Source organism: Streptomyces sp. NPDC051320 (assembly GCF_040682175.1).
In the GTDB taxonomy this organism is placed as follows: Bacteria; Actinomycetota; Actinomycetes; order Streptomycetales; family Streptomycetaceae; genus Streptomyces.
In genome coordinates, this window is record NZ_JBFBAL010000001.1 from 51,106 (window position 1) to 70,164 (window position 19,059).

15 protein-coding genes are annotated in these 19,059 nt (G+C 69.8%); 4 read left to right on the forward strand and 11 right to left on the reverse strand.

What is annotated here, in order from left to right; all coding sequences use genetic code 11:
- Nucleotides 1-45: 45 nt before the first annotated feature.
- Both AB0M87_RS00210 and AB0M87_RS00215 read right to left on the reverse strand, forming a co-directional pair.
- Nucleotides 46-1,620 (reverse strand): PucR family transcriptional regulator, encoded by a 1,575-nt coding sequence (locus AB0M87_RS00210; protein ID WP_365848863.1) that lies wholly within the window; start codon nucleotides 1,618-1,620, stop codon nucleotides 46-48.
- A 104-nt stretch (nucleotides 1,621-1,724) separates the two neighbouring features.
- Nucleotides 1,725-4,145, reverse strand: coding sequence for an ATP/GTP-binding protein (locus AB0M87_RS00215; RefSeq protein ID WP_365848865.1), 2,421 nt, complete (start codon nucleotides 4,143-4,145; stop codon nucleotides 1,725-1,727).
- Between the two features lie 250 nt (nucleotides 4,146-4,395).
- Here AB0M87_RS00215 and gabT point away from each other — a divergent pair, with 250 nt between their 5' ends.
- Complete coding sequence (gene gabT / locus AB0M87_RS00220; protein WP_365848866.1) at nucleotides 4,396-5,727, forward strand: 4-aminobutyrate--2-oxoglutarate transaminase; 1,332 nt, start codon at nucleotides 4,396-4,398, stop codon at nucleotides 5,725-5,727.
- Between the two features lie 103 nt (nucleotides 5,728-5,830).
- Nucleotides 5,831-6,667, forward strand: coding sequence for a phosphatase PAP2 family protein (locus AB0M87_RS00225; RefSeq protein WP_365848868.1), 837 nt, complete (start codon nucleotides 5,831-5,833; stop codon nucleotides 6,665-6,667).
- On the opposite strand, the gene AB0M87_RS00230 is transcribed toward AB0M87_RS00225, so the two are convergent.
- The 8 genes from AB0M87_RS00230 to AB0M87_RS00265 all read right to left on the reverse strand — a co-directional run bounded on the left by AB0M87_RS00230 (nucleotide 6,618) and on the right by AB0M87_RS00265 (nucleotide 16,420).
- A complete protein-coding gene (locus tag AB0M87_RS00230) occupies nucleotides 6,618-8,465 on the reverse strand; it encodes a glycoside hydrolase family 18 protein (RefSeq protein ID WP_365848869.1) in 1,848 nt (615 codons plus the stop codon). The two genes, AB0M87_RS00225 and AB0M87_RS00230, sit on opposite strands and share 50 nt — an antisense overlap.
- A 98-nt stretch (nucleotides 8,466-8,563) precedes the next feature.
- Entirely contained in the window at nucleotides 8,564-9,037 is a 474-nt protein-coding gene (locus tag AB0M87_RS00235) for a hypothetical protein (RefSeq protein WP_365848871.1), read from the reverse strand.
- Between the two features lie 160 nt (nucleotides 9,038-9,197).
- The gene (locus tag AB0M87_RS00240) at nucleotides 9,198-10,616 is read right to left on the reverse strand and encodes an FAD-dependent oxidoreductase (protein WP_365848873.1); all 1,419 of its coding nucleotides are present in this window, start codon (nucleotides 10,614-10,616) and stop codon (nucleotides 9,198-9,200) included.
- Between the two features lie 38 nt (nucleotides 10,617-10,654).
- Complete coding sequence (locus AB0M87_RS00245; protein ID WP_365848875.1) at nucleotides 10,655-11,464, reverse strand: ABC transporter permease; 810 nt, start codon at nucleotides 11,462-11,464, stop codon at nucleotides 10,655-10,657.
- Nucleotides 11,464-12,396, reverse strand: a complete 933-nt coding sequence (locus tag AB0M87_RS00250) for an ABC transporter permease (protein ID WP_365848877.1) — start codon at nucleotides 12,394-12,396, stop codon at nucleotides 11,464-11,466. Before AB0M87_RS00250 ends, AB0M87_RS00245 begins: the two co-directional genes overlap by 1 nt.
- Nucleotides 12,393-13,565, reverse strand: coding sequence for an ABC transporter ATP-binding protein (locus AB0M87_RS00255; protein WP_365848879.1), 1,173 nt, complete (start codon nucleotides 13,563-13,565; stop codon nucleotides 12,393-12,395). The genes AB0M87_RS00250 and AB0M87_RS00255 overlap by 4 nt, the downstream gene beginning before the upstream one ends.
- Before the next feature lie 43 nt (nucleotides 13,566-13,608).
- Nucleotides 13,609-14,856, reverse strand: a complete 1,248-nt coding sequence (locus AB0M87_RS00260; RefSeq protein WP_365848880.1) for a spermidine/putrescine ABC transporter substrate-binding protein — start codon at nucleotides 14,854-14,856, stop codon at nucleotides 13,609-13,611.
- 55 nt (nucleotides 14,857-14,911) lie between these two features.
- Nucleotides 14,912-16,420 (reverse strand): gamma-aminobutyraldehyde dehydrogenase, encoded by a 1,509-nt coding sequence (locus AB0M87_RS00265; protein WP_365848881.1) that lies wholly within the window; start codon nucleotides 16,418-16,420, stop codon nucleotides 14,912-14,914.
- Nucleotides 16,421-16,608: 188 nt separating this feature from the next.
- On the opposite strand from AB0M87_RS00265, the gene AB0M87_RS00270 reads away from it, so the two are divergent.
- The gene (locus AB0M87_RS00270) at nucleotides 16,609-17,172 is read left to right on the forward strand and encodes an NADAR family protein (RefSeq protein WP_365848882.1); all 564 of its coding nucleotides are present in this window, start codon (nucleotides 16,609-16,611) and stop codon (nucleotides 17,170-17,172) included.
- Here the strand turns inward: AB0M87_RS00270 and AB0M87_RS00275 are convergent.
- Nucleotides 17,153-17,920, reverse strand: a complete 768-nt coding sequence (locus AB0M87_RS00275) for a DUF4190 domain-containing protein (RefSeq protein ID WP_365848883.1) — start codon at nucleotides 17,918-17,920, stop codon at nucleotides 17,153-17,155. The two genes, AB0M87_RS00270 and AB0M87_RS00275, sit on opposite strands and share 20 nt — an antisense overlap.
- A gap of 113 nt (nucleotides 17,921-18,033) precedes the next feature.
- Between AB0M87_RS00275 and AB0M87_RS00280 the strand changes: the two genes are divergently transcribed.
- Complete coding sequence (locus AB0M87_RS00280; RefSeq protein WP_365848885.1) at nucleotides 18,034-19,059, forward strand: adenosine deaminase; 1,026 nt, start codon at nucleotides 18,034-18,036, stop codon at nucleotides 19,057-19,059.

A 19,059-nucleotide genomic window follows, 5' to 3' on the forward strand; every position in this document is an offset into this window, starting at 1 on the left:
CAAGCCCCCAGACCCCTTGGCCGGGTCTGGGCGGAGTCCCACGAGTTACGACATGCTCCCCGCCTTGAGCGCCAGCCAGAGCTCCATCCGCACGTCGGGATCGTCCAGCGACCGCCCCAGAATCTCCTCCACCCGCCGCATTCGGTACCGCAGCGTGTGCCGGTGCACCCCGAGATCCGCCGCTGCGGCGTCCCACTGCCCGTGATGGGCGAGCCAGGCGCGCAGGGAGGCGACCAGGTCCCCGCGCCCCGTCGCGTCGTGCTCGTGCAGCGGCCGCAGCATGCCGTCCGCGAACGCCCGCACCGCGTCGTCGGCGAGCAGTGGCACCACCGAACCGGCCGCCAGTTCCTCGTGCTCGACCAGGATCCGGCCCCGCCGGCGGGCCACCGAGAGGGCCTGTTCGGCCTGTTTGTACGCGGAGGCCGCCACGATCGTGCCGGCCGGCGCCGACTGGCCGATAACCAGGTCGTCGTCCTCCCCGCCGGTCGCGGGAGCGGCGGACACCGCGGTGGTGCGGCGGGTCTCCAGTTGTTCCGCGTGAGCGGTGCAGGCGGCGACTGCCGCTCCGCCGTCCCGGGCGAGCACCACGATCCGCTCGCCCTCGGGGACCACCAGGACCATCTCGCCGGCGCGGGAGGCCCCGGACTCCAGGGCTTCCGACAGTTCCTGCAGGGCGGCAGCCGCGCCCTCGGCGATGAGCAGGCGGTACGGGGCGTCGAGGAGGCCGTTGTAGAGATCCCCGGCAACCGCCCGGGCATGGTCGGGCTCACCGGCCAGCAGCATCCTCAGTACCGCGGCGCCCAGGCGCTGTTCGGCGGCCTGCAGGGACCGGGAGCGTTCCGTGGTCAGGGTGAGCAGGGCGATCGCCGAGTGCAGCGCGTACCTTTCCGCCGTGCCGAGCGGTGCGGCGGTGCCGACGGCCAGTGCACCGTGCGGCCGGCGTCCGGTGCCCAGCGAGTGCAGCTCGACCCGGTCCTCCGAGCCACCGACCACCGCGCTCGCCGGGGCTGCGCGCTCGCGCAGCCGTTCCACGTCGGGGGTGAGCCGGGCGGCTCGCCGGGCCGCCCACTCGGGGGCCGCAGCGACCACCGCGCCCGAGGCGTCGTACAGCGCCGCCCAGCCGTTCACATGAGCCGCGAGCCGGGCCAGCAGATCGCCGGCGCCGTCTCCGGTGAGCGCCGCCCTGGTCAGTTCGCGCTGGGCCTCGAAACCGGCGGTCACCGAGCGGTACTGATCGGCGGCGATGGCCGCCGAGACCGCCTTGCTGATGGCCAGGAAGGGCGTACGGCGCGGCACCTCCAGCAGCGGTAGTCCCTCTTCCTCGGCCGCCGCGACGAGCGTCGGCGGGATGTCGTCGTAGTTGACGCCGACGGCGAAACCGAGCCCCACGACCCCCGCTTTGGCGAGCCTGCGTACATAACGGCGCATCGCTTCGGGATCGTCGGTGTCCAGCGTCGTCGCGGTGATGAGGAGGAGCTCGCCGCCCTCCATGTAGGGCACCGGATCGGCGAGCTCGCTGACATGGGCCCAGCGCACCGGGGCGTCCAGGCGCCCCTCCCCCGCACGCACGGTCAGCTTGAGCGTGGAGTGATGAACCAGTGAGGCAAGGGTGGGCGGCATGAGGGGACCGTAGGACTTTCGGCTGAAGAATGGGTGAGAAATAGGCCGCCCCGTATGAACGGCTCTTTCGATTCTGCCAGCATGTACGGGTTCCGCACCCCCGGTCAGCTGCGGAGGTCGACCAGCAGGGGCGGTGCGTGGTCACCGCGTACCGAGGTCAGCGACAGCACCGCATGGCCGGCCGGCACGGAGTGCGCCAGGTCGGAGGCCGACCAGCGCTCCCGCTCGACCTTTCGCACGGTCACCGCGTCCGTCGTTACGGCCTTCCCGGTGACCAGTTTGCGGAAGGAGTGGATGGCCCGGGTGAGCGGCTGGTCCGCGAAGACCGTGCGCTGGGTGACGTCCCTGGTCTCGACCCATTCGGTGCCCCACGCCTCGGCGAAGGACCTGCCCTCCCAGGTGGTGATCCCGGAGAACGCCATCCGGCAGCCGACCGCCCCGAACAGCGCGGTCTGCAACTCTTCCGGCACATCGCTGAGGCCGCGCAGGGTGAGGACCGCTCCGGCGTGCGCGGAGCGCAGCCGCTGCACGGATCGGAGCGAGTCGGCGGTGATGGTGCGCGTCGCGTCGTCGAGGACGAGGCAGGCGAAGAGGGAGCGGTCGGCACGGGCCGCCGCGCTCGCGGTGAACTGGGCCAGGACCAGCCGTGCCAGTACCCGCGACGCCTCGGCATGGGCCCGCTCGGGCAGATCGATACGGACCCGGACGGGGTGCTCCAGGGCGCGCAGCGAGAACGGCCGAACCGTCCGGCCGGTGCCGCCGCCCGAACCGCTGTCCCCGCCTGAGCCCGTGCCGGGGCCGGCGACCTGGAAGAAGCCGGCGAAGGCCGGCCGGTCGAGGACCGCGACCCGGTCGGCCAGCGCGACCCCCGGGTCACCAGGGGCGCCGGCCTGCCGTGCGCGTGCGTCGAGTTCGCGCTGGAGGCCGAAGTGACCGCCCGCGTCGAGCGCCTCGCGTAGCGCGGCCAGCGCCGTCGGCACCCCGTCGAGGAGTTCACGCAGGTCCGGAACGGACGGGAAGTGGCCGTGCGCCACGTGGTAGGGGCCGAGCAGTTGGGCCAGCGCGGTCGCGGCGCGGCGGCTGTCCACCTCGGGGAGGTCTCCGGTCAGCGCCTCGGCGAGGACGGCTGCGGCCTCGTCCGGGTCGGTGGTGCCGCCGTAGAGGTCCAGGTCGTGCACCGAGGCCGGATCACCCGGCCTGATGATGACGTCGTACATCTCGTCGGGTCCCAACGGGGTGCCTGCCGCGGCGACGGCGATCACCGCGGCCTGGCCGGTGAGCGCCTGGAGTGCGAGGGATTCCACCACCGGCCGCACCAGCAGGCGGGTCTTGCCGGCGCCGGGCGGGCCGACGGCGAGCAATGAGGTGCCCAGCAGTCCGGGGTCGAGCGCGAGTCCGCTCCCGCGCCGCGGGTGGGGGTTGCGCTCGCTGTCGTCGACGGTGCCGAGCCGGACCTGGCTGACGAGCAGATCGTGGCGGGCGGAACGCACCGGCAGGTCGCGGTCGCCGGAGGGATGCACACAGGCGGCGGACGCCTGCTGCCGCACCGCCTCGCTGAACGGCGCCAGCCGCGAGGGATCGGCCTGGACGGAGCGCCAGGCGCGGCGGACCCGGGTGTAGTCGACGTCGTTCATCCGGCCGGACCGCACCTCGTCGGAGAGCCGGTCGGCGAGCTCGACGAGCCCCTGGGCACGCAGCTCCGGCCAGTCCTCCACCTGCGGCGCGGTCGGGTCCTGGGCCGGGGCTGCGACACCGGGACGCGGGGGTTCGGCGCTCCGCCGTGGCGCACGGCCCGGACGCAGCAGGTCGCCCCACCGGCCGAGGCGGGCGAACGGCCAGAAGATCGCCAGGGTGATCAGCCCGTACACCGTGTAGGCCACGAAGGCCGCGGTGATGCGGTCGCCGCCGCCGGTCAGCCAGGACTGCGGCATGAGCATGAAGACCATGTCGAGCCCCGGCAGGGTGCCCGACCAGACCAGGAGCCAGACGAGGAACCCGCTGACCAGTGCAACCCCCGCACGTCCCTGCGCGCTCCGGTCCTGCACCGCCCGCTCGAAGGCTCCGCGCCAGTTGCCCAGCCGGCCGAAGCCGTAGAGGAGGGCCCCGGCGATCAGGAACTGGTAGATCTCCAGAGCGTTGTCGGCCGCCTGCGGCACCGGTTCGGCCAGCCGGCGTGCGGTCCACCAGTCGCCGGGGGTGAAGAGCTCCAGCGGGACCCGCCAGTACGGGATATAACCGTTGCGCCAGAGCGACCAGACCAGCACGCAGGCCAGCAGTGAGATCACCGCACCGCTCAGCACACTGCGTCCGGGCACCTGCTCCGACTCCGCGGGGCGCTCCACATGGCCGTACGCCCAGACCCCGGGGCCCTCGTGGTTGCGCGGCGCCCGCAGCCATTCGGTCAGCGCCGGGCCGTTGCCCGGCGCGTGGGCGGGCGGTGGCGGGATGGCCGGCGGCCCGGCGGGACGCGGTACGGGGCGGGCGCCCCGGGTACCGCGTGCGTCGTACGTGCCTTCGGTGTCCATGCCCGTGCCCCCTGACCAGCCAGGTGTGCCCTGTGCGTGTGCTGCGCCGTGCCGGCGCTTCGCGCTGCCTCGCGCTGATGAGGCCTCAATCTAGTGCCACGTTCCCGTTACCGGGCGTCATCACGCGCCTATGTCCGTGGCGGACAACGACACATCGCGACCCGTACCGAACGGAGCATGCCGTGGCGTCGGGGCCGCCCCTAGCCTGCACAGAGAGGAACCGTCCGATTTCGTCCCACAGGAGTCCCCCATGACCGCTCTCCCGCAGGAGCGCCGCGTCGTCACCGCCATCCCCGGCCCGAAGTCACAGGAACTGCAGACCCGGCGTCTCGCCTCGGTCGCCGCCGGTGTCGGCTCGGTGCTGCCGGTCTTCGCCACCCGCGCGAGCGGCGGCATCATCGAGGACGTCGACGGCAACCGGCTCATCGACTTCGGCTCCGGCATCGCCGTGACCTCCGTGGGCTCCTCCGCCGAGGCCGTGGTGCGCCGTGCGTCGGCGCAGCTCGCCGACTTCACCCACACCTGCTTCATGGTCACGCCGTACGAGGGGTACGTCGAGGTCTGTGAGCAGCTCGCCCAGCTGACCCCCGGTGACCACGCCAAGAAGTCGGCGCTCTTCAACTCCGGCGCCGAGGCCGTCGAGAACGCCGTGAAGATCGCCCGCGCCTACACCAAGCGCCAGGCCGTCGTGGTCTTCGACCACGGCTACCACGGCCGCACCAACCTCACGATGGCGCTGACCGCCAAGAACATGCCCTACAAGCAGGGCTTCGGTCCGTTCGCGCCGGAGGTCTACCGGGTGCCGGTGGCGTACGGATACCGCTGGCCGACCGGCCCGGAGAACGCGGGCGCCGAGGCTTCCGCACAGGCCATCGACATGATCAACAAGCAGATCGGCGCGGAGAACGTCGCCGCGGTGATCATCGAGCCGGTGCTCGGCGAAGGCGGCTTCATCGAGCCCGCCAAGGGCTTCCTGCCCGCCATCGCGCGGTTCGCCAAGGACAACGGCATCGTCTTCGTCGCCGACGAGATCCAGTCCGGCTTCTGCCGGACCGGTCAGTGGTTCGCCTCCGAGGACGAGGGCATCGTCCCCGACCTGATCACCACGGCCAAGGGCATCGCTGGCGGCCTGCCGCTCTCCGCGGTGACCGGCCGCGCCGAAATCATGGATGCCGCGCACTCCGGCGGCCTCGGCGGCACCTACGGCGGCAATCCGGTGGCCTGCGCCGCCGCGCTCGGCGCCATCGAGACGATGAAGGAGCTCGACCTCAACGCGAAGGCCAAGCGCATCGAGGAGGTCATGAAGGGGCGTCTGGCGGCGGTGCAGGAGAAGTACGACATCGTCGGCGACGTCCGCGGCCGCGGCGCCATGATCGCGGTCGAGCTGGTCAAGTCCGGCACCAAGGACCCCAATCCGGAGGCGACCGCGGCTCTGGCCAAGGCGTGCCACGCGGCGGGTCTCCTGGTCCTGACCTGCGGAACCTACGGAAACGTGCTGCGCTTCCTGCCCCCGCTGGTCATCGGTGAGGATCTGCTGAACGAGGGCCTCGACCTGCTGGAGCAGGCCTTCGCGGGCGTCTGATCGCCCGCAAGGGTCAGAGCGTGTGAAGAAGGTGTGCGGGGCCGATGGCGGGATGCGTTTCCCGCTGTCGGCCCCCAGGTCTTCTGCCGTACGGTCTCTACAGATGAGAGAAACACCTCGCTCACGGGTAACCGTGGGCGATTCCAGGCAAGGGCCTCCCCAGCTCACGCCTGGTCGTGCCTTCGCGCACACCACCGGAGCTTCAGGCTCCGGGTCTCCTCACCGATCGGATGGCCGCCCGCCCCACACCCCCCGGGGCGCGCGGTACACCGGTCCAGGCGGCCGCCCAGGAACTACCCCCCCTGTTCCCGGGCGGCCGGCTATTTTCCCCGCCGAGCGGCTTCCGGTCTTCTCCGTACTCGGCTGCGCGCTCCTCTTCGCGCTGATCACCTGGCAGGTCAGGACAGCAGGTCCGCTGCTGCGGCTGGACGAGCGGATCGACCGGCACCTCGTGAACCACGGCCCCAGCTGGCTGAATCAGGCCTTCTCCGATCTGGGCAATATGCAGGTCGCGCTGCCGGTGCTCGCGCTGGCGATGGGCTACGCCCTGTGGCGCGGCAGCCGTTTCGATGTCGGGGTCGCGGCCATCGCGATGGCCGCGGTCCCCGCACTGGTGATCCCGCTCAAGGACTGGACGGCCAGGCCCGGACCGCTCGACCCGTCGACGGGGTACTTCCCCTCGGGTCACTCGGCCACCGCGATGGTGGCGTACGGCGGAGCGGCCCTGCTGCTCACGCCGTACACCACAAGGAGCCGGCCGGTGCCTGTCGCCGTAATCCTGACGGTGGCGACGGGCACCGGCCTTGTCCTGCACGGGTATCACTGGCCCCTGGATGTGGTGGCCAGTTGGTGCATGTGCGGGTGTCTGCTACTGATCGCCTCGCTGTGCGTCAGCCGCCGAAATAGGCATCGAAGTTCTTCGAGAACTCCTGATTGTTGAACCGGTCCCAGTTGATGGACCAGGTCATCAGACCGCGCAGATCCGGCCAGCTGCCATGGGTGGCGTACGCACCGCAGTCGATCTTTTTGGTCAGGCAGTCGAGCGCCTTGTCCACGTCGGTCGTCGAGGTGTAGCCGTTGCCCGCGTTCGTCGAGGCGGGGAGGCCGATGGCCACCTGGTCGGGGCGCAGGGGTGCGAAGATCCTGCTCCGGTCGCCGGCCACCGGGAAACCGGTGAGCAGCATGTCGGTCATCGCGATGTGGAAGTCGGCGCCGCCCATCGAGTGGTACTGGTTGTCGAGGCCCATGATCGAGCCCGAGTTGTAGTCCTGGACGTGCAGCAGGGTCAGATCGTCGCGCAGTGCGTTGATCACCGGCAGATAGGCACCGGCCCGGGGGTCCTGGCCGCCCCAGGGGCCCGATCCGTAGTACTGGTATCCGAGCTGGACGAAGAACGTCTCGGGCGCCATGGTGAGCACGAACTTCTCGCCGTACTTCGCTTTGAGCGTCTTGAGCGCGGAGATCAGGTTGACGACCACCGGTGTGGTCGGGTTCCGGAAGTCGGTGTCACCGGTGTTGAGCGAGAGTGAGTGGCCTTCGAAGTCGATGTCCAGACCGTCGAGCCCGTAGTCATCGATGATCTTCGAGACGGAGGAGACGAAGGTGTCGCGGGCCGCCGTCGTGGTCAGCTGCACCTGCCCGTTCTGACCGCCGATCGAGATCAGCACCTTCTTGCCGACCGCCTGTTTGGCCTTGATAGCGGCCTTGAAGTCGGCCACGGACTCGACTCCGGGGCATCCTCCCCCACTCTCGGCTTCGCTCGAGCGGGAGGTACCCCCATCGGAGCACAGGCTGAACCGGATGTCGCCGGATGTGGGCGACGTCGGTTCGCCGAAGGCGAGGTCGATGACGTCCCAGGAGTCGGGAACGTCGGCCATTTTCGTGTACCCGGAGCCGTTGGCGAAGCTGGCGTGGAGGTAGCCGACGAGTGCGTGGGTCGGCAACGCACCCGAGCCGCCGTCACCGCCACTCGGGCCCGCCGCGGTGGTGGCGGTGACGGCGGCGGACTTCGCCGACTCACCCGCCGCATTGCCGGCGGTGACCTGGAAGCTGTAGGCGGTGGAGGCGGACAGCCCGGTCACGGTGGCCGAAGTGCCGGTCGCCGTGAGGGCCTTGGCGCCGTTGCGGTAGACCGTGTAGCCGGTCGCACCGGGCACCGCGTTCCAGGAGAGCGGAACACTGGTGGCGGTCGCGGTGCCCGCGGTCAGCCCGCCGGGTGCGGTCGGCAGCGGTATGGGGTCCCCGCCCGGGCCCAGGAGGCTGAGGTCGTCGGCGTAGTAGGCCGGGGTGCCGTACCAGCCGTGGAGGTAGATCTGCACCGAGGTGGTGGACGCGCCGGTCGTGAAGATGGTCTTCAGCTGCTGCCAGCCTGCCGCCGACTGGGTCCAGGTGGAGACATCAGTGGTGCCGGCGCCGGACGCACCGAGATAGACGTAACTGCCCTGCACCCAGGCGCTGAGGGTGTAGGTCGAGCCGGGCCGGACCGGCACGGTCTGCGCGCATTGCGCGTTGTCGCCGCCCGCGGGGGTGGCCTTCAGGGCGGCGGTCCCGCCGTGCACGGGTGAACTGACGGCGGTGCCGCTGCCCGCCGTACAGCTCCAGCCGTCCAGACCGGCCTCGAACCCGCCGTTGCGGGCGAGATCCGAGTCGGCCGCCTGGGAGACCTGCGCCGTCGCGGCCAGTCCGCCTGCGGCGAGTGCGACCGTGGCGAGCACGGCCAGAAATCTTGGGCGATCCACAACTGCCTCCGGACATGGGGGAATCGGTGTGGTGAAGCGCGCCCAACATGGTCCAGACCAATACGGCTGTCAAGGCTCTGCCCGGCTTCGGCGGTGGTTCAGACCAATCCGTCGTCTATGTCACCCGCCAGGAGTGCCGCCGCTTCGTGCATCGCCATTTCCAGCAGCAGCGGATCGGTGAGCCTCCCCGATCCGTCCGGTGGGATCAGCCAGCGCGTTCCACCGGTCACCCGGCCCGTCTCGGGGTAGGGCACCACGATCCAGGTGCCGTTGCCCGCGCCGCGCACGCCGGTGCCGAGCCAGCGTTCGACCGTGCCCGGGGGCACGAAGAAGCCCATCCGGGCGTCGCCGAAGTCCGTCAGCACCGGACCGGGACGGTCGACCAGCCGGGTCAGCACGTCCAGGGTGGGATAGCCGAGCGTCCCCGGGATGATCAGTACATCCCAGCGCCGGCCGGCCGGAAGGAGCGCGATCCCCCGCGGATTGCGCTGCCATTCCGCATGGCAGGCGCCCGGATCCGGCGCCACCGATGCCAGCCACTCCACCGCGGCCGTTGACCGGGAACCAGTCATGGCCCGGCCTCCCTTCGTGTACGCGTGGTGATGCGTTCACGAGGAGAGAGCGGGCGGACGCCGTTCCGTTACGCGGGTTCGGCCACTCACCGGTGGTGAAGTGGGTCACAGCCGCACCGAAGAAGTGCGCCCCCGGCGCACGCGGAGCTGGGCTCAGGGCTCAGGAATCGAAGCCGAGGCCCAGCCGGTCCATCGACTTCAGCCAGAGGTTGCGCCGCCCGCCCCGCTCGTCGGCCCGGGCCAGTGACCACTTGGTCAGCCCGATCCCCGCCCAGGCGAACGGTTCGGGCGGGAAGGGCAAGGGCTTGCTGCGGACCATGGCGAGTGCGGTGCGCTCGGTCCGGACACCCGACAGCAGGTCGAGCATCACATCAGCGCCGAAGCGGGTAGCGCCGACGCCCAGGCCGGTGTAGCCGGCCGCGTAGGCGACCCGGCCGCCGTGCGCCGTACCGAAGAAGGCCGAGAACCGTGAACAGGTGTCGATCGCGCCGCCCCAGGCATGGCTGAAGCGGACGCCTTCGAGCTGTGGGAAGCAGCGGAAGAAGTGTTCGGCGAGGGTGAGGTAGGTGTCGGGCCGGTGGTCGAGCTCGGCGCTCAGCCGGCCTCCGTAGGGATAGATGGCGTCGTAACCGCCCCACAGGATGCGGCGGTCGGCGGTCAGCCGGAAGTAGTGGAACTGATTGGCGCTGTCACCGAGCCCCTGCCGGTGGCGCCAGCCGACCGACGCCAGCTGCTCGTCGGTGAGCGGTTCGGTGGTCAGCGCGTAGTCGTAGACCGGCACGGTGTACGGGCGGACCCGCCTGACCAGCGAGGGGAAGACATTGGTGCCCAGCGCGACCTGCCGTGCGAAGACCCTGCCGTACGGGGTGCGCACCGCCATGCCGGCGCCCGAGCGCACCAGGTCCAGGGCGCGGGTCCGCTCATGGATCCGCACGCCGAGCCCGAGACAGGCGCGCTTGAGGCCCCAGGCCAGTTTCGCCGGATGCACCATCGCGACGCCCCGCCGGTCGTGCAGTCCGCCCAGGAAGGTGGGCGAGTCGACCTCGGCGCGCAGCGCGTCCCGGTCGAGGAGTTCGATACCGCCGAAGCCTCGGTCGGTCAGTTCCCGGTGCCAGGCGCGGAGTTCATCGAGCTGGTGCGGCCGGGTGGCCACATCGATCTCACCGGTGCGCTCGAAGTCGCAGTCGATCCCGTAGCGGGCGACGCTCGCCTCGATGGCGTCGAGGTTGCGCTGCCCCAGCGCTTCCAGTTGCTGGATCTCGTCGGGCCAGCGCTCGATCCCGTTGGGCAGACCGTGGGTGAGGGAGGCCGCGCAGAATCCGCCGTTGCGGCCGGAGGCGGCCCAGCCCACTTCGTGGCCCTCGACCAGCACGACATCAAGACGCGGCTCGCGCTCCTTGGCCCGCAGCGCGGTCCACAGCCCGCTGTAGCCGCCGCCGACGACCAGCAGGTCGCAGCTGTGGTCCCCGGTCAGCGCGGGGAGAACGGCCGGCTTACCGGGGTCCTCCAGCCAGAACGACACCGGACGGGCGTCGGCGAGCGATGCGGCAACGGCACGGGTCATGGCGGCTGGGGCCATGGGTTCCACTCCTTCGGGGTACTGCTCGGCTTGCGGTCCTACTCGGTGGTCGTGCTGTTCTTCCGGCGGCTGATCAGCTGGCCGCCGAGGACCACCAGAACGGCGATGACGAACATCGACGTGCCGATGACGTTGATCTGCACGGGCGTGCCGCGCTGCGCCGATCCCCAGACGTACATCGGGAAGGTCACGGTCGAGCCGGCGTTGAAGTTGGTGATGATGAAGTCGTCGAAGGAGAGCGCGAAGGCGAGCAGCGCGCCCGCCGCGATCCCGGGAGCGGCGATCGGCAGGGTGACCCGCAGGAAGGTCTGCACGGGCCCGGCGTAGAGGTCGCGGGCCGCCTCCTCGAGGCGCGGGTCCATGGACATGACGCGCGCCTTGACCGCGGTGACCACGAAGCTCAGGCAGAACATGATGTGTGCGATCAGGATGGTCCAGAAACCCAGCTGGGCGCCCATGTTGAGGAAGAGCGTCAGCAGCGAGGCGGCCATCACGACCTCGGGCATCGCCATCGGCAGGAAGATCAGCGAGTTGATCGCGCCGCGGGCCCGGAAGCGGTAGCGGACCAGCGCGAAGGCGATCATCGTGCCGAGCACGGTGGAGCCGAGCGTCGCCCAGACGGCGATCTGCAGCGAGAGATTCAGCGAGCCGCAGAGGCCCGCCACACCGCAGGGGTCCTGCCAGGCGTCCAGCGAGAACTTCTGCCAGGTGATGTTGAAGCGGCCGCGCGGCTTGTTGAAGGAGAACAGCATCACGACGACATTGGGCAGGATCAGATAGGCGAGCGTGATCAGGCCCGCGATGGTGACGAGATGGCGCCGCAGCCGGCGTCCGAGGTGCCTCAGCATCAGACCAGGTCCTCCGTGCCGGCTCGGCGGATGTAGACGGTGACCAGGATCAGTACGACCGCCATCAGGATGAAGGACAGCGCGGCCGCCGTCGGGTAGTCGAGGACGCGCAGGAACTGCGACTGGATGACGCTGCCGACCATCTTGGTGTCGGTCGAGCCGAGCAGTTCGGCGTTGACGTAGTCGCCCGCCGCCGGGATGAAGGTGAGCAGGGTGCCGGAGACGACCCCCGGCATGGAGAGCGGGAAGGTCACCTTGCGGAAGGTGGTGGCCGGGGTGGCGTAGAGGTCGCCCGCCGCTTCGTGCAGCCGTCCGTCGATCCGCTCGAGCGAGGTGTAGAGCGGCAGGATCATGAACGGCAGGAAGTTGTAGGTGAGTCCGCAGACCACCGCCATCGGGGTGGCCAGGACCCGGCTGCCCTCGGTCCAGCCGAGCCAGTTGGTGACGTCCAGGACGTGCAGCGTGTTGAGCGCGCCGACCACAGGACCGCCGTCGGCCAGGATCGTCTTCCAGGCGAGGGTGCGGATCAGGAAGCTGGTGAAGAACGGCGCGATCACCAGGATCAGCACCAGATTGCGCCAGCGGCCCGCCTTGAAGGCGATGAGGTACGAGAGCGGATAGCCGAGCAGCAGACACAGCACCGTCGCGGTGCCCGCGTAGAGCAGGGAGCGGACGAACTGCGGGTAGTACTCCCGCAGCGCTTCCCAGTAGGTCTGGAAGTGCCAGGTGACCTGGAAGCCGTTCTCCAGGGAGCCGGTCTGCACGGACGTCGATGCCTGGTAGACCATCGGCAGCGCGAAGAAGACCAGCAGCCAGACGATGCCGGGAATCAGCAGCCAGTACGGTACGAGCCGCTTGCGGACCGGGCGCTTGCGGGTTGACGGGGCGACGGCCTCGGGGGCGGGCACCGGAGGGGTTTCGGTGAGGCTCACGCGACCTCCCCGACAGCGGTGTCGCCCATCTTGCCCGCGTCGACGGCCTGGTCCGCGTCGAGACCGAAGGAGTGCTCCGGGTTCCAGTGCAGGATCACATCGGCGCCGGGCACCAGGCGGGTGTCCCGTTCGACGTTCTGTACGTAGACCTCGAGTGCGGGGCAGACCGGGCTGTCGATGAGGTACTGGGTGGAGACACCGATGAAGCTGGAGTCGGCTATCCGTCCGGTGATCCGGTTGCGCCCCTCCGGTATCTCCGCGGCGTCGTCCGTGTGCACCAGGGAGATCTTCTCCGGCCGCACCCCGACGAGCAGTCTGCCGCCGCCTGCGGTGGCGGTCGGACACCGGCCCGCCGGCAGCCGCAGTTTCGCTCCGGAAGCCAGCACGGTGATCTCGGAAGCGGCCTCGACGACCTCGGCCTCGATGAGGTTGGAGGTACCGAGGAAGTTCGCGACGAAGGTGGTCCGCGGGTTCTCGTACAGCTCAGCGGGCGCGCCCAGTTGCTCGACCCGGCCGCCGTTCATCACCGCGACCGTGTCGGCCATCGTCATGGCCTCCTCCTGGTCGTGAGTGACATGGACGAAGGTGATGCCGACCTCTGTCTGGATGCGCTTGAGTTCGAGCTGCATCTGGCGGCGCAGCTTCAGGTCGAGGGCGCCGAGCGGCTCGTCGAGGAGCAGCACCTGCGGGTGGTTGATGAGAGCGCGGGCGACGGCCACGCGCTGCTGCTGCCCACCGGAGAGCTGATGCGGCTTGCGGTGGGCGAAGTCACCGAGCTGGACGAGGTCGAGCATGTCGCCGACCTGCTTGCGTACCGACTTGATGCCCCGCCGGCGCAGCCCGAAGGCGATGTTCTCGGTGACGTCGAGGTGCGGGAAGAGCGCATACGACTGGAAGACGGTGTTGACCGGGCGCTTGTACGGCGGCAGGTCGGTGACGTCCTGGTCTCCGAGCGCGACGGTTCCGGTGGTCGGATCCTCCAGGCCGGCGATCATCCGCAGGGTGGTGGTCTTGCCACAGCCCGACGCACCGAGGAGGGCGAAGAAGGTGCCGCGCGGAACGGTCAGGTCCAGCGGGTGGACGGCGGTGAAGGAGCCATAGGTCTTGCTGATCCCGGCGAGACGGACGTCGCCGCCTTCGTTCGTCTGCGTCTTGGGTGCGGTCGTCATGGGTGCGGTCCCAGGTTCGAGGAGGAGAAGTGGCAGGCGGCGGTCAGGCGCCGATGAGCTTGGCGAACTTCGCTTCGTACGCCGTTTCTTCCTTGCTGGACAGCGCGCGGAAGGCGTGCGACTTCGCCGCCATCTCCTGGTCCGGGAGGATCAGCGTGTTCGCCGCGAGCTTCGGGTCGATCTTCGTCAGTTCCGCGCGGACGCCGTCGACGGGGCAGACGTAGTTGATGTACGCGGCGAGCTTCGCGGCGACCGGCGGCTCGTAGTAGTAGTCCATCAGCCGTTCCGCGTTGGCCTGGTGGCGTGCCTTGGCCGGGACCATCATGTTGTCGGTGGACGTCATGTAGCCGCTGGCCGGAATCGCGTACTGGACATCCGGATTGTCGCTCTGCAGCTGGGTGATGTCGCCGCCCCAGGCGACGCAGGCCGCGATGTCGCCCTTGGCCAGGTCGCTGATGTAGTCGTTGCCGGTGAAGCGGCGTATCTGTTTCTTGTCGACGCCCTTCTGCAGCCTGCCGATCGCGGCGTCGTAGTCGGCCTCGGTGACCTTCTCCGGGTCCTTGCCCATGTCGAGCAGGGTCATCCCGACGGAGTCCCGCATTTCGGAGAGGAACCCGACGCGTCCCTTCAGCTTCGGGTCGTCCAGCAGCTGGGTGACCGAGTCGACCTTGCGTCCTCCGGTGGCCTTGGTGTTGTAGGCGATGACCGTGGGGATACCGGCCCAGGGGTAGGAGTAGGCACGGCCCGGGTCCCAGTCGGGGCTGCGGAACTGTCCGGACAGATTGGCGTACGCGTGGGGCAGCCGGCTGGCGTCCAGCTTCTCCACCCAGCCGAAGCGGATCAGCCGGGCCGCCAGCCAGTCGGTGAGGATGATGAGGTCGCGGCCGGTGTCCTGGCCGGCGGCGAGCTGCGGTTTGATCTTCCCGAAGAACTCGTCGTTGTCGTTGATGTCCTCGGTGTACTTGACCTTGATTCCGGTGCGCCCGGTGAAGGCGTCCAGCGTGGGATGGTGCTTCTCGTCGTCGCTGACGTCCATGTACTCGGTCCAGTTGGAGAAGTTGACCTCCTTCTCCTCGGCCGAGTGATCGTCGGATGCCGGGGCCCCGCCCTCGCGTTTCGCGGCCGGGATGCCGCAGGCGCTCAGCGTGCTGAGGCCGCCGACCGCGAGCGCGCCCGCGCCGGTGGCGCGTAGCAGCGAACGGCGGGTGAGGGCGCCCCTGCCGCTGGTCAGACTGCGGCGCATGGCGGCCAGTTGGGCCGCGGAGAGACGGTCTGGCTCGTACTGCTCCATGGGCTCGGTGCCCTTTCTCTGTCGGTGTCCGACGTCCTGATCGGTCCCGACGCCTTTATCGGTCCCCGAAGATCGTGCGGTGCCAGTCCTTGCGGGCCACCGCTGTGTTGTCGTACATCACGTGCTTGACCTGCGTGTACTCCTCGAACGAGTACGAGGACATGTCCTTGCCGAAGCCGCTGGCCTTGTAACCGCCGTGCGGCATCTCGCTGATGATCGGAATGTGGTCGTTGATCCAGACGCAGCCCGCCTTGATCTCCCGGGTCGCCCGGTTGGCCCGGAAGACATCCCGGGTCCACGCCGATGAGGCCAGCCCGTAGGGGGTGTCGTTGGCGAGGGCGATGCCCTCGTCGTCGGAGTCGAAGGGCAGCACGACGAGCACCGGGCCGAAGATCTCGGACTGGACGATCTCGCTGCTCTGGGACGCGTCGGCGATCAGGGTGGGGAGGTAGTACGCGCCGTCGCCGGCCGGCGCCTTGCCGCCGGTGACCACCCGCGCGGAGGCACGCGCGCGGTCGACGACGGCGGCGACCCGGTCGCGCTGGGCATGGCTGATGAGCGGACCGAGGTCGGTCGACGCGTCGAAGGGATCGCCGAGCCTGACCGTGTTCATCAGGTCGGCGACGCCCTGGACGAACGCGTCGTACAGCGGCCGCTGGACGTAGGCGCGGGTGGCCGCCGTGCAGTCCTGGCCGGTGTTGATCAGCGAACCCGCGACGGCGCCGTGCACCGCGGCGTCCAGGTCGGCGTCGTCGAAGACCACGAAGGGCGCCTTGCCACCCAGCTCCAGATGCAGGCGCTTGACGCCGGCAGTGGCGATCTCGGCGACCCGCCGGCCGACCGTCGTGGACCCGGTGAACGACGTCATGACCACATCCGGATGGCCGACCAGGTGTTCGCCCGCCACCTTCCCGACGCCGTTGACGATGTTGATCACACCGTCCGGGATGCCCGCCTCGGTCGCGGCCTGCGCGAACATCAGTGAGGTGATCGGGGTGATCTCGGCGGGTTTGAGCACGATGGTGTTGCCTGCCGCGACGGCCGGAAGGACCTTCCAGGCGGCCATCTGGAGCGGGTAGTTCCAGGGCGCGATGGATCCGACGACGCCGATCGGCTCACGGCGTACGTACGAGGTGTGGTCGCCGCTGTACTCGCCTGCCGACTGGCCCTGGAGGTGGCGCGCCGCCCCCGCGAAGAAGGAGGCGTTGTCCACGGTGCCGGGAACGTCGAACTCCCGGCTGAGCTTGATCGGTTTGCCGCACTGGAGCGACTCGGCATACGCGAACTCCTCGGCCCGGTCGGCCAGTACGCCCGCGAAGCGGTGCAGCGCGTCGGAGCGCTCACCCGGGGTGGCGGCGGCCCAGCCGGGGAAGGCGGCACCGGCCGCCGCCACCGCGGCATCGACATCGGCGGCACCGGCGAGCCGGTAACTGAAGACCGTTTCGCCGGTCGCGGGGTTCACGACGTCCTGGACGTCCCCCGAGGTACCGGGCCGCAACCGCCCGCCGATGTACTGCGCACCGGCCGAGAACCGGTCGTGCACCTGGAAGCCGTTCACCGTCACGCTCCGTCCACCCTCACACAGTCCGTAGCCCAAGCTCGAATTGAGTGCCGATCCTGGCAGAGCAATGACTTAGCAACAAGTGATTCCGTTGTTTCCTTTTGGTTACGCGACGGAATCGGTCGACCATCTGTCGTCTCGACGGGGAAATCCACGACGGATTGTCCGTGGCGGCTGCCAGACTCCCGTGCATGGACCGGATCGGGGAACTCGCCGCGCAGGTCAGCCGGGATGAGCGGACGAAGTTTCTGTGCTTCTGGGGACACGCGCCCCGGCGGGACGGCGGTATCGGGGCGAGTTGCCTCAGCCAGTGGTGGGAGGCACCTTTCACGGTCGACGGCGTGCGGTACGCGACGGCCGAGCACTGGATGATGGCCGGCAAGGCCCGTCTCTTCGGCGACGGCGAAGCGGAGCGCGTGGTCCTGGGCGCGGCGCACCCGGCGTCGGCCAAGAACGCCGGACGACTGGTGCGCGGTTTCGAGGATGCGATATGGCGGCGCGAGCGCTACCGGATCGTGGTCGAGGGCAGCGTGCACAAGTTCGGCCGGAATCCGGCCCTGCGCGATTTTCTGCTGGCCACCGGGGACCGGGTGCTGGTCGAGGCCAGCCCGCTGGACCGGGTCTGGGGCATCGGGCTGGCCGCGGACGACGAGCGGGCCCAGCAGCCGGACCGCTGGCGCGGGCTCAATCTGCTGGGATTCGCCCTCATGGACGCCAGGGAACGGCTGCGGGGTGCTACCGGCCCGTCCCGATGATCAGCACGCTGGAATACGTGTCGTCGCCGTAGTCGTACGGGTCCGAGGTGTTGTTGTCGTCGTGCTGGATGGCCCAGATGATGAAGCCGAGGAAGACCGCACTGACCACGATCCCGATGGAACCGAGGATGATCCCGGCGAGCGCCATACCGCCGTTGTTCGCCTCGCCGCGCCGAGCGCGCTTCCGGCCGAGGATGCCGAAGATCAGGGCGAGGGAACCGACGATGATGCCCAGCCCCCAGGCGCAGAAGATGACCACACCGACGATGCCGAGCACCAGCGCGGCGACGCCGAAGCCGTTCGCCGGCCCCTGCTGCATGGTGTTCCAGCCGCCCTGCTGGCCGTAGCCCGGATAACCGGGGTAACCGGGATAACCAGGCGGCTGCCCGCCCGGCACGGCACCCGGGTACGACGGGTAGCCGTAGGCACCGGGCGGATTCTGGCCCGGGCCGTTCGGTGCGATCGGCGGCGGCGGTATGAACCCCGGCGGTGCGGGCGGAGCGCCCGGGTATCCGGGCGCCGGCTGCCCCGGGACCGGCTGTCCCTGCGCCGGCTGTCCCTGTACCGGCTGTCCGGGCACCGCGGCCGCCGGTGCCCCCTGGTTTCCCGTGCCCGAGATCGTCGGCTGGTCGTGCGCCGGGGTGGCCGGCGATGACTGCGGCTTCTCCAACGGCACCTTGTGCTCCGGCGGAGCCCATGGGTCCTTCGGCCCCTGATCCCCTGAAGGGTGCTGTGCATTGTCTGGCATTGGGCCTCCCCCATCCTTGGCTCGTCATGCTAGAGCGTGCGGTCGGGGCCCCGTGCACCCCGCATACGATGATCTGCGACCCACAGAGCGCACCGCACACCGGAGGACCCCTGATGACCGATCTGCACCCGTTCATTGCGGGGCTGCCCAAGGCCGAGCTGCACGTGCACCACGTCGGATCCGCCTCCCCCCGCATCGTCGCCGAACTCGCCGCTCGCCACCCCGACTCCGTGGTTCCCACCGATCCGGAAGCGCTCGCCGACTACTTCACCTTCACCGACTTCGGTCACTTCATCGAGGTGTATCTCTCGGTGGTGGATCTCATCCGCACGCCGGAGGACGTCCGGTTGCTGACGTACGAGGTCGCACGCGACATGGCACGGCAGAACATCCGGTACGCGGAGCTCACCATCACCCCGTACTCCTCCGTCCACCGGGGGATCCCCGAGCAGGCCTTCATGGAGGCGATCGAAGACGCCCGCAAGGCAGCCGAGGCGGAACTCGGCACCATACTTCGCTGGTGCTTCGACATCCCCGGTGAGGCCGGTCTCGAATCGGCGGCCGAAACCGCCCGGCTCGCGCTGGACCTGCGCCCCGAAGGTCTCGTCTCGTTCGGCCTGGGCGGACCGGAGATCGGTGTCGGCCGCCCGCAGTTCAAACCGTTCTTCGACCAGGCGATCGCGGCCGGCCTGCGCTCCGTGCCGCACGCCGGGGAAACGACAGGGCCGCAGACCATCTGGGACGCTCTGAACCATCTCGGCGCCGAGCGCATCGGTCACGGCACCAGCGCCGTCCAGGACCCCGAGCTGCTCGCGCATCTCGCCGAGCACCGCATCGCGCTCGAGGTCTGCCCGACCTCCAACATCGCCACCCGCGCCGTCGCCACGCTCGACCAGCACCCGATCAAGGAGATGGTGGACGCGGGCGTCCTGGTCACCGTCAACAGCGACGACCCGCCCATGTTCGGCACCGATCTCAACAACGAGTACCTGGTCGCCGCCCGCCTGCTGGACCTGGACGAGCAGGGCACCGCCGCCCTCGCGAAGAACGCCGTACAGGCGTCGTTCCTGGACGAGCCGGGCAAAGCGCAGCTCACCGCCGAGATCGACGCGTACACCGCGACCTGGCTCCCGAAGTAG

Bases quoted from the DNA above. Each gene is read 5' to 3' on its own strand.
- AB0M87_RS00215 (WP_365848865.1), bottom strand. From the start codon at position 4,145: ATGGACACCGAAGGCACGTACGACGCACGCGGTACCCGGGGCGCCCGC.
- AB0M87_RS00210 (WP_365848863.1), bottom strand. From the start codon at position 1,620: ATGCCGCCCACCCTTGCCTCACTGGTTCATCACTCCACGCTCAAGCTG.
- AB0M87_RS00225 (WP_365848868.1), top strand. From the start codon at position 5,831: ATGAGAGAAACACCTCGCTCACGGGTAACCGTGGGCGATTCCAGGCAA.
- AB0M87_RS00280 (WP_365848885.1), top strand. From the start codon at position 18,034: ATGACCGATCTGCACCCGTTCATTGCGGGGCTGCCCAAGGCCGAGCTG.
- AB0M87_RS00260 (WP_365848880.1), bottom strand. From the start codon at position 14,856: ATGGAGCAGTACGAGCCAGACCGTCTCTCCGCGGCCCAACTGGCCGCC.
- AB0M87_RS00240 (WP_365848873.1), bottom strand. From the start codon at position 10,616: ATGGCCCCAGCCGCCATGACCCGTGCCGTTGCCGCATCGCTCGCCGAC.
- AB0M87_RS00255 (WP_365848879.1), bottom strand. From the start codon at position 13,565: ATGACGACCGCACCCAAGACGCAGACGAACGAAGGCGGCGACGTCCGT.
- AB0M87_RS00275 (WP_365848883.1), bottom strand. From the start codon at position 17,920: ATGCCAGACAATGCACAGCACCCTTCAGGGGATCAGGGGCCGAAGGAC.
- gabT (WP_365848866.1), top strand. From the start codon at position 4,396: ATGACCGCTCTCCCGCAGGAGCGCCGCGTCGTCACCGCCATCCCCGGC.
- AB0M87_RS00245 (WP_365848875.1), bottom strand. From the start codon at position 11,464: ATGCTGAGGCACCTCGGACGCCGGCTGCGGCGCCATCTCGTCACCATC.
- AB0M87_RS00235 (WP_365848871.1), bottom strand. From the start codon at position 9,037: ATGACTGGTTCCCGGTCAACGGCCGCGGTGGAGTGGCTGGCATCGGTG.
- AB0M87_RS00270 (WP_365848882.1), top strand. From the start codon at position 16,609: ATGGACCGGATCGGGGAACTCGCCGCGCAGGTCAGCCGGGATGAGCGG.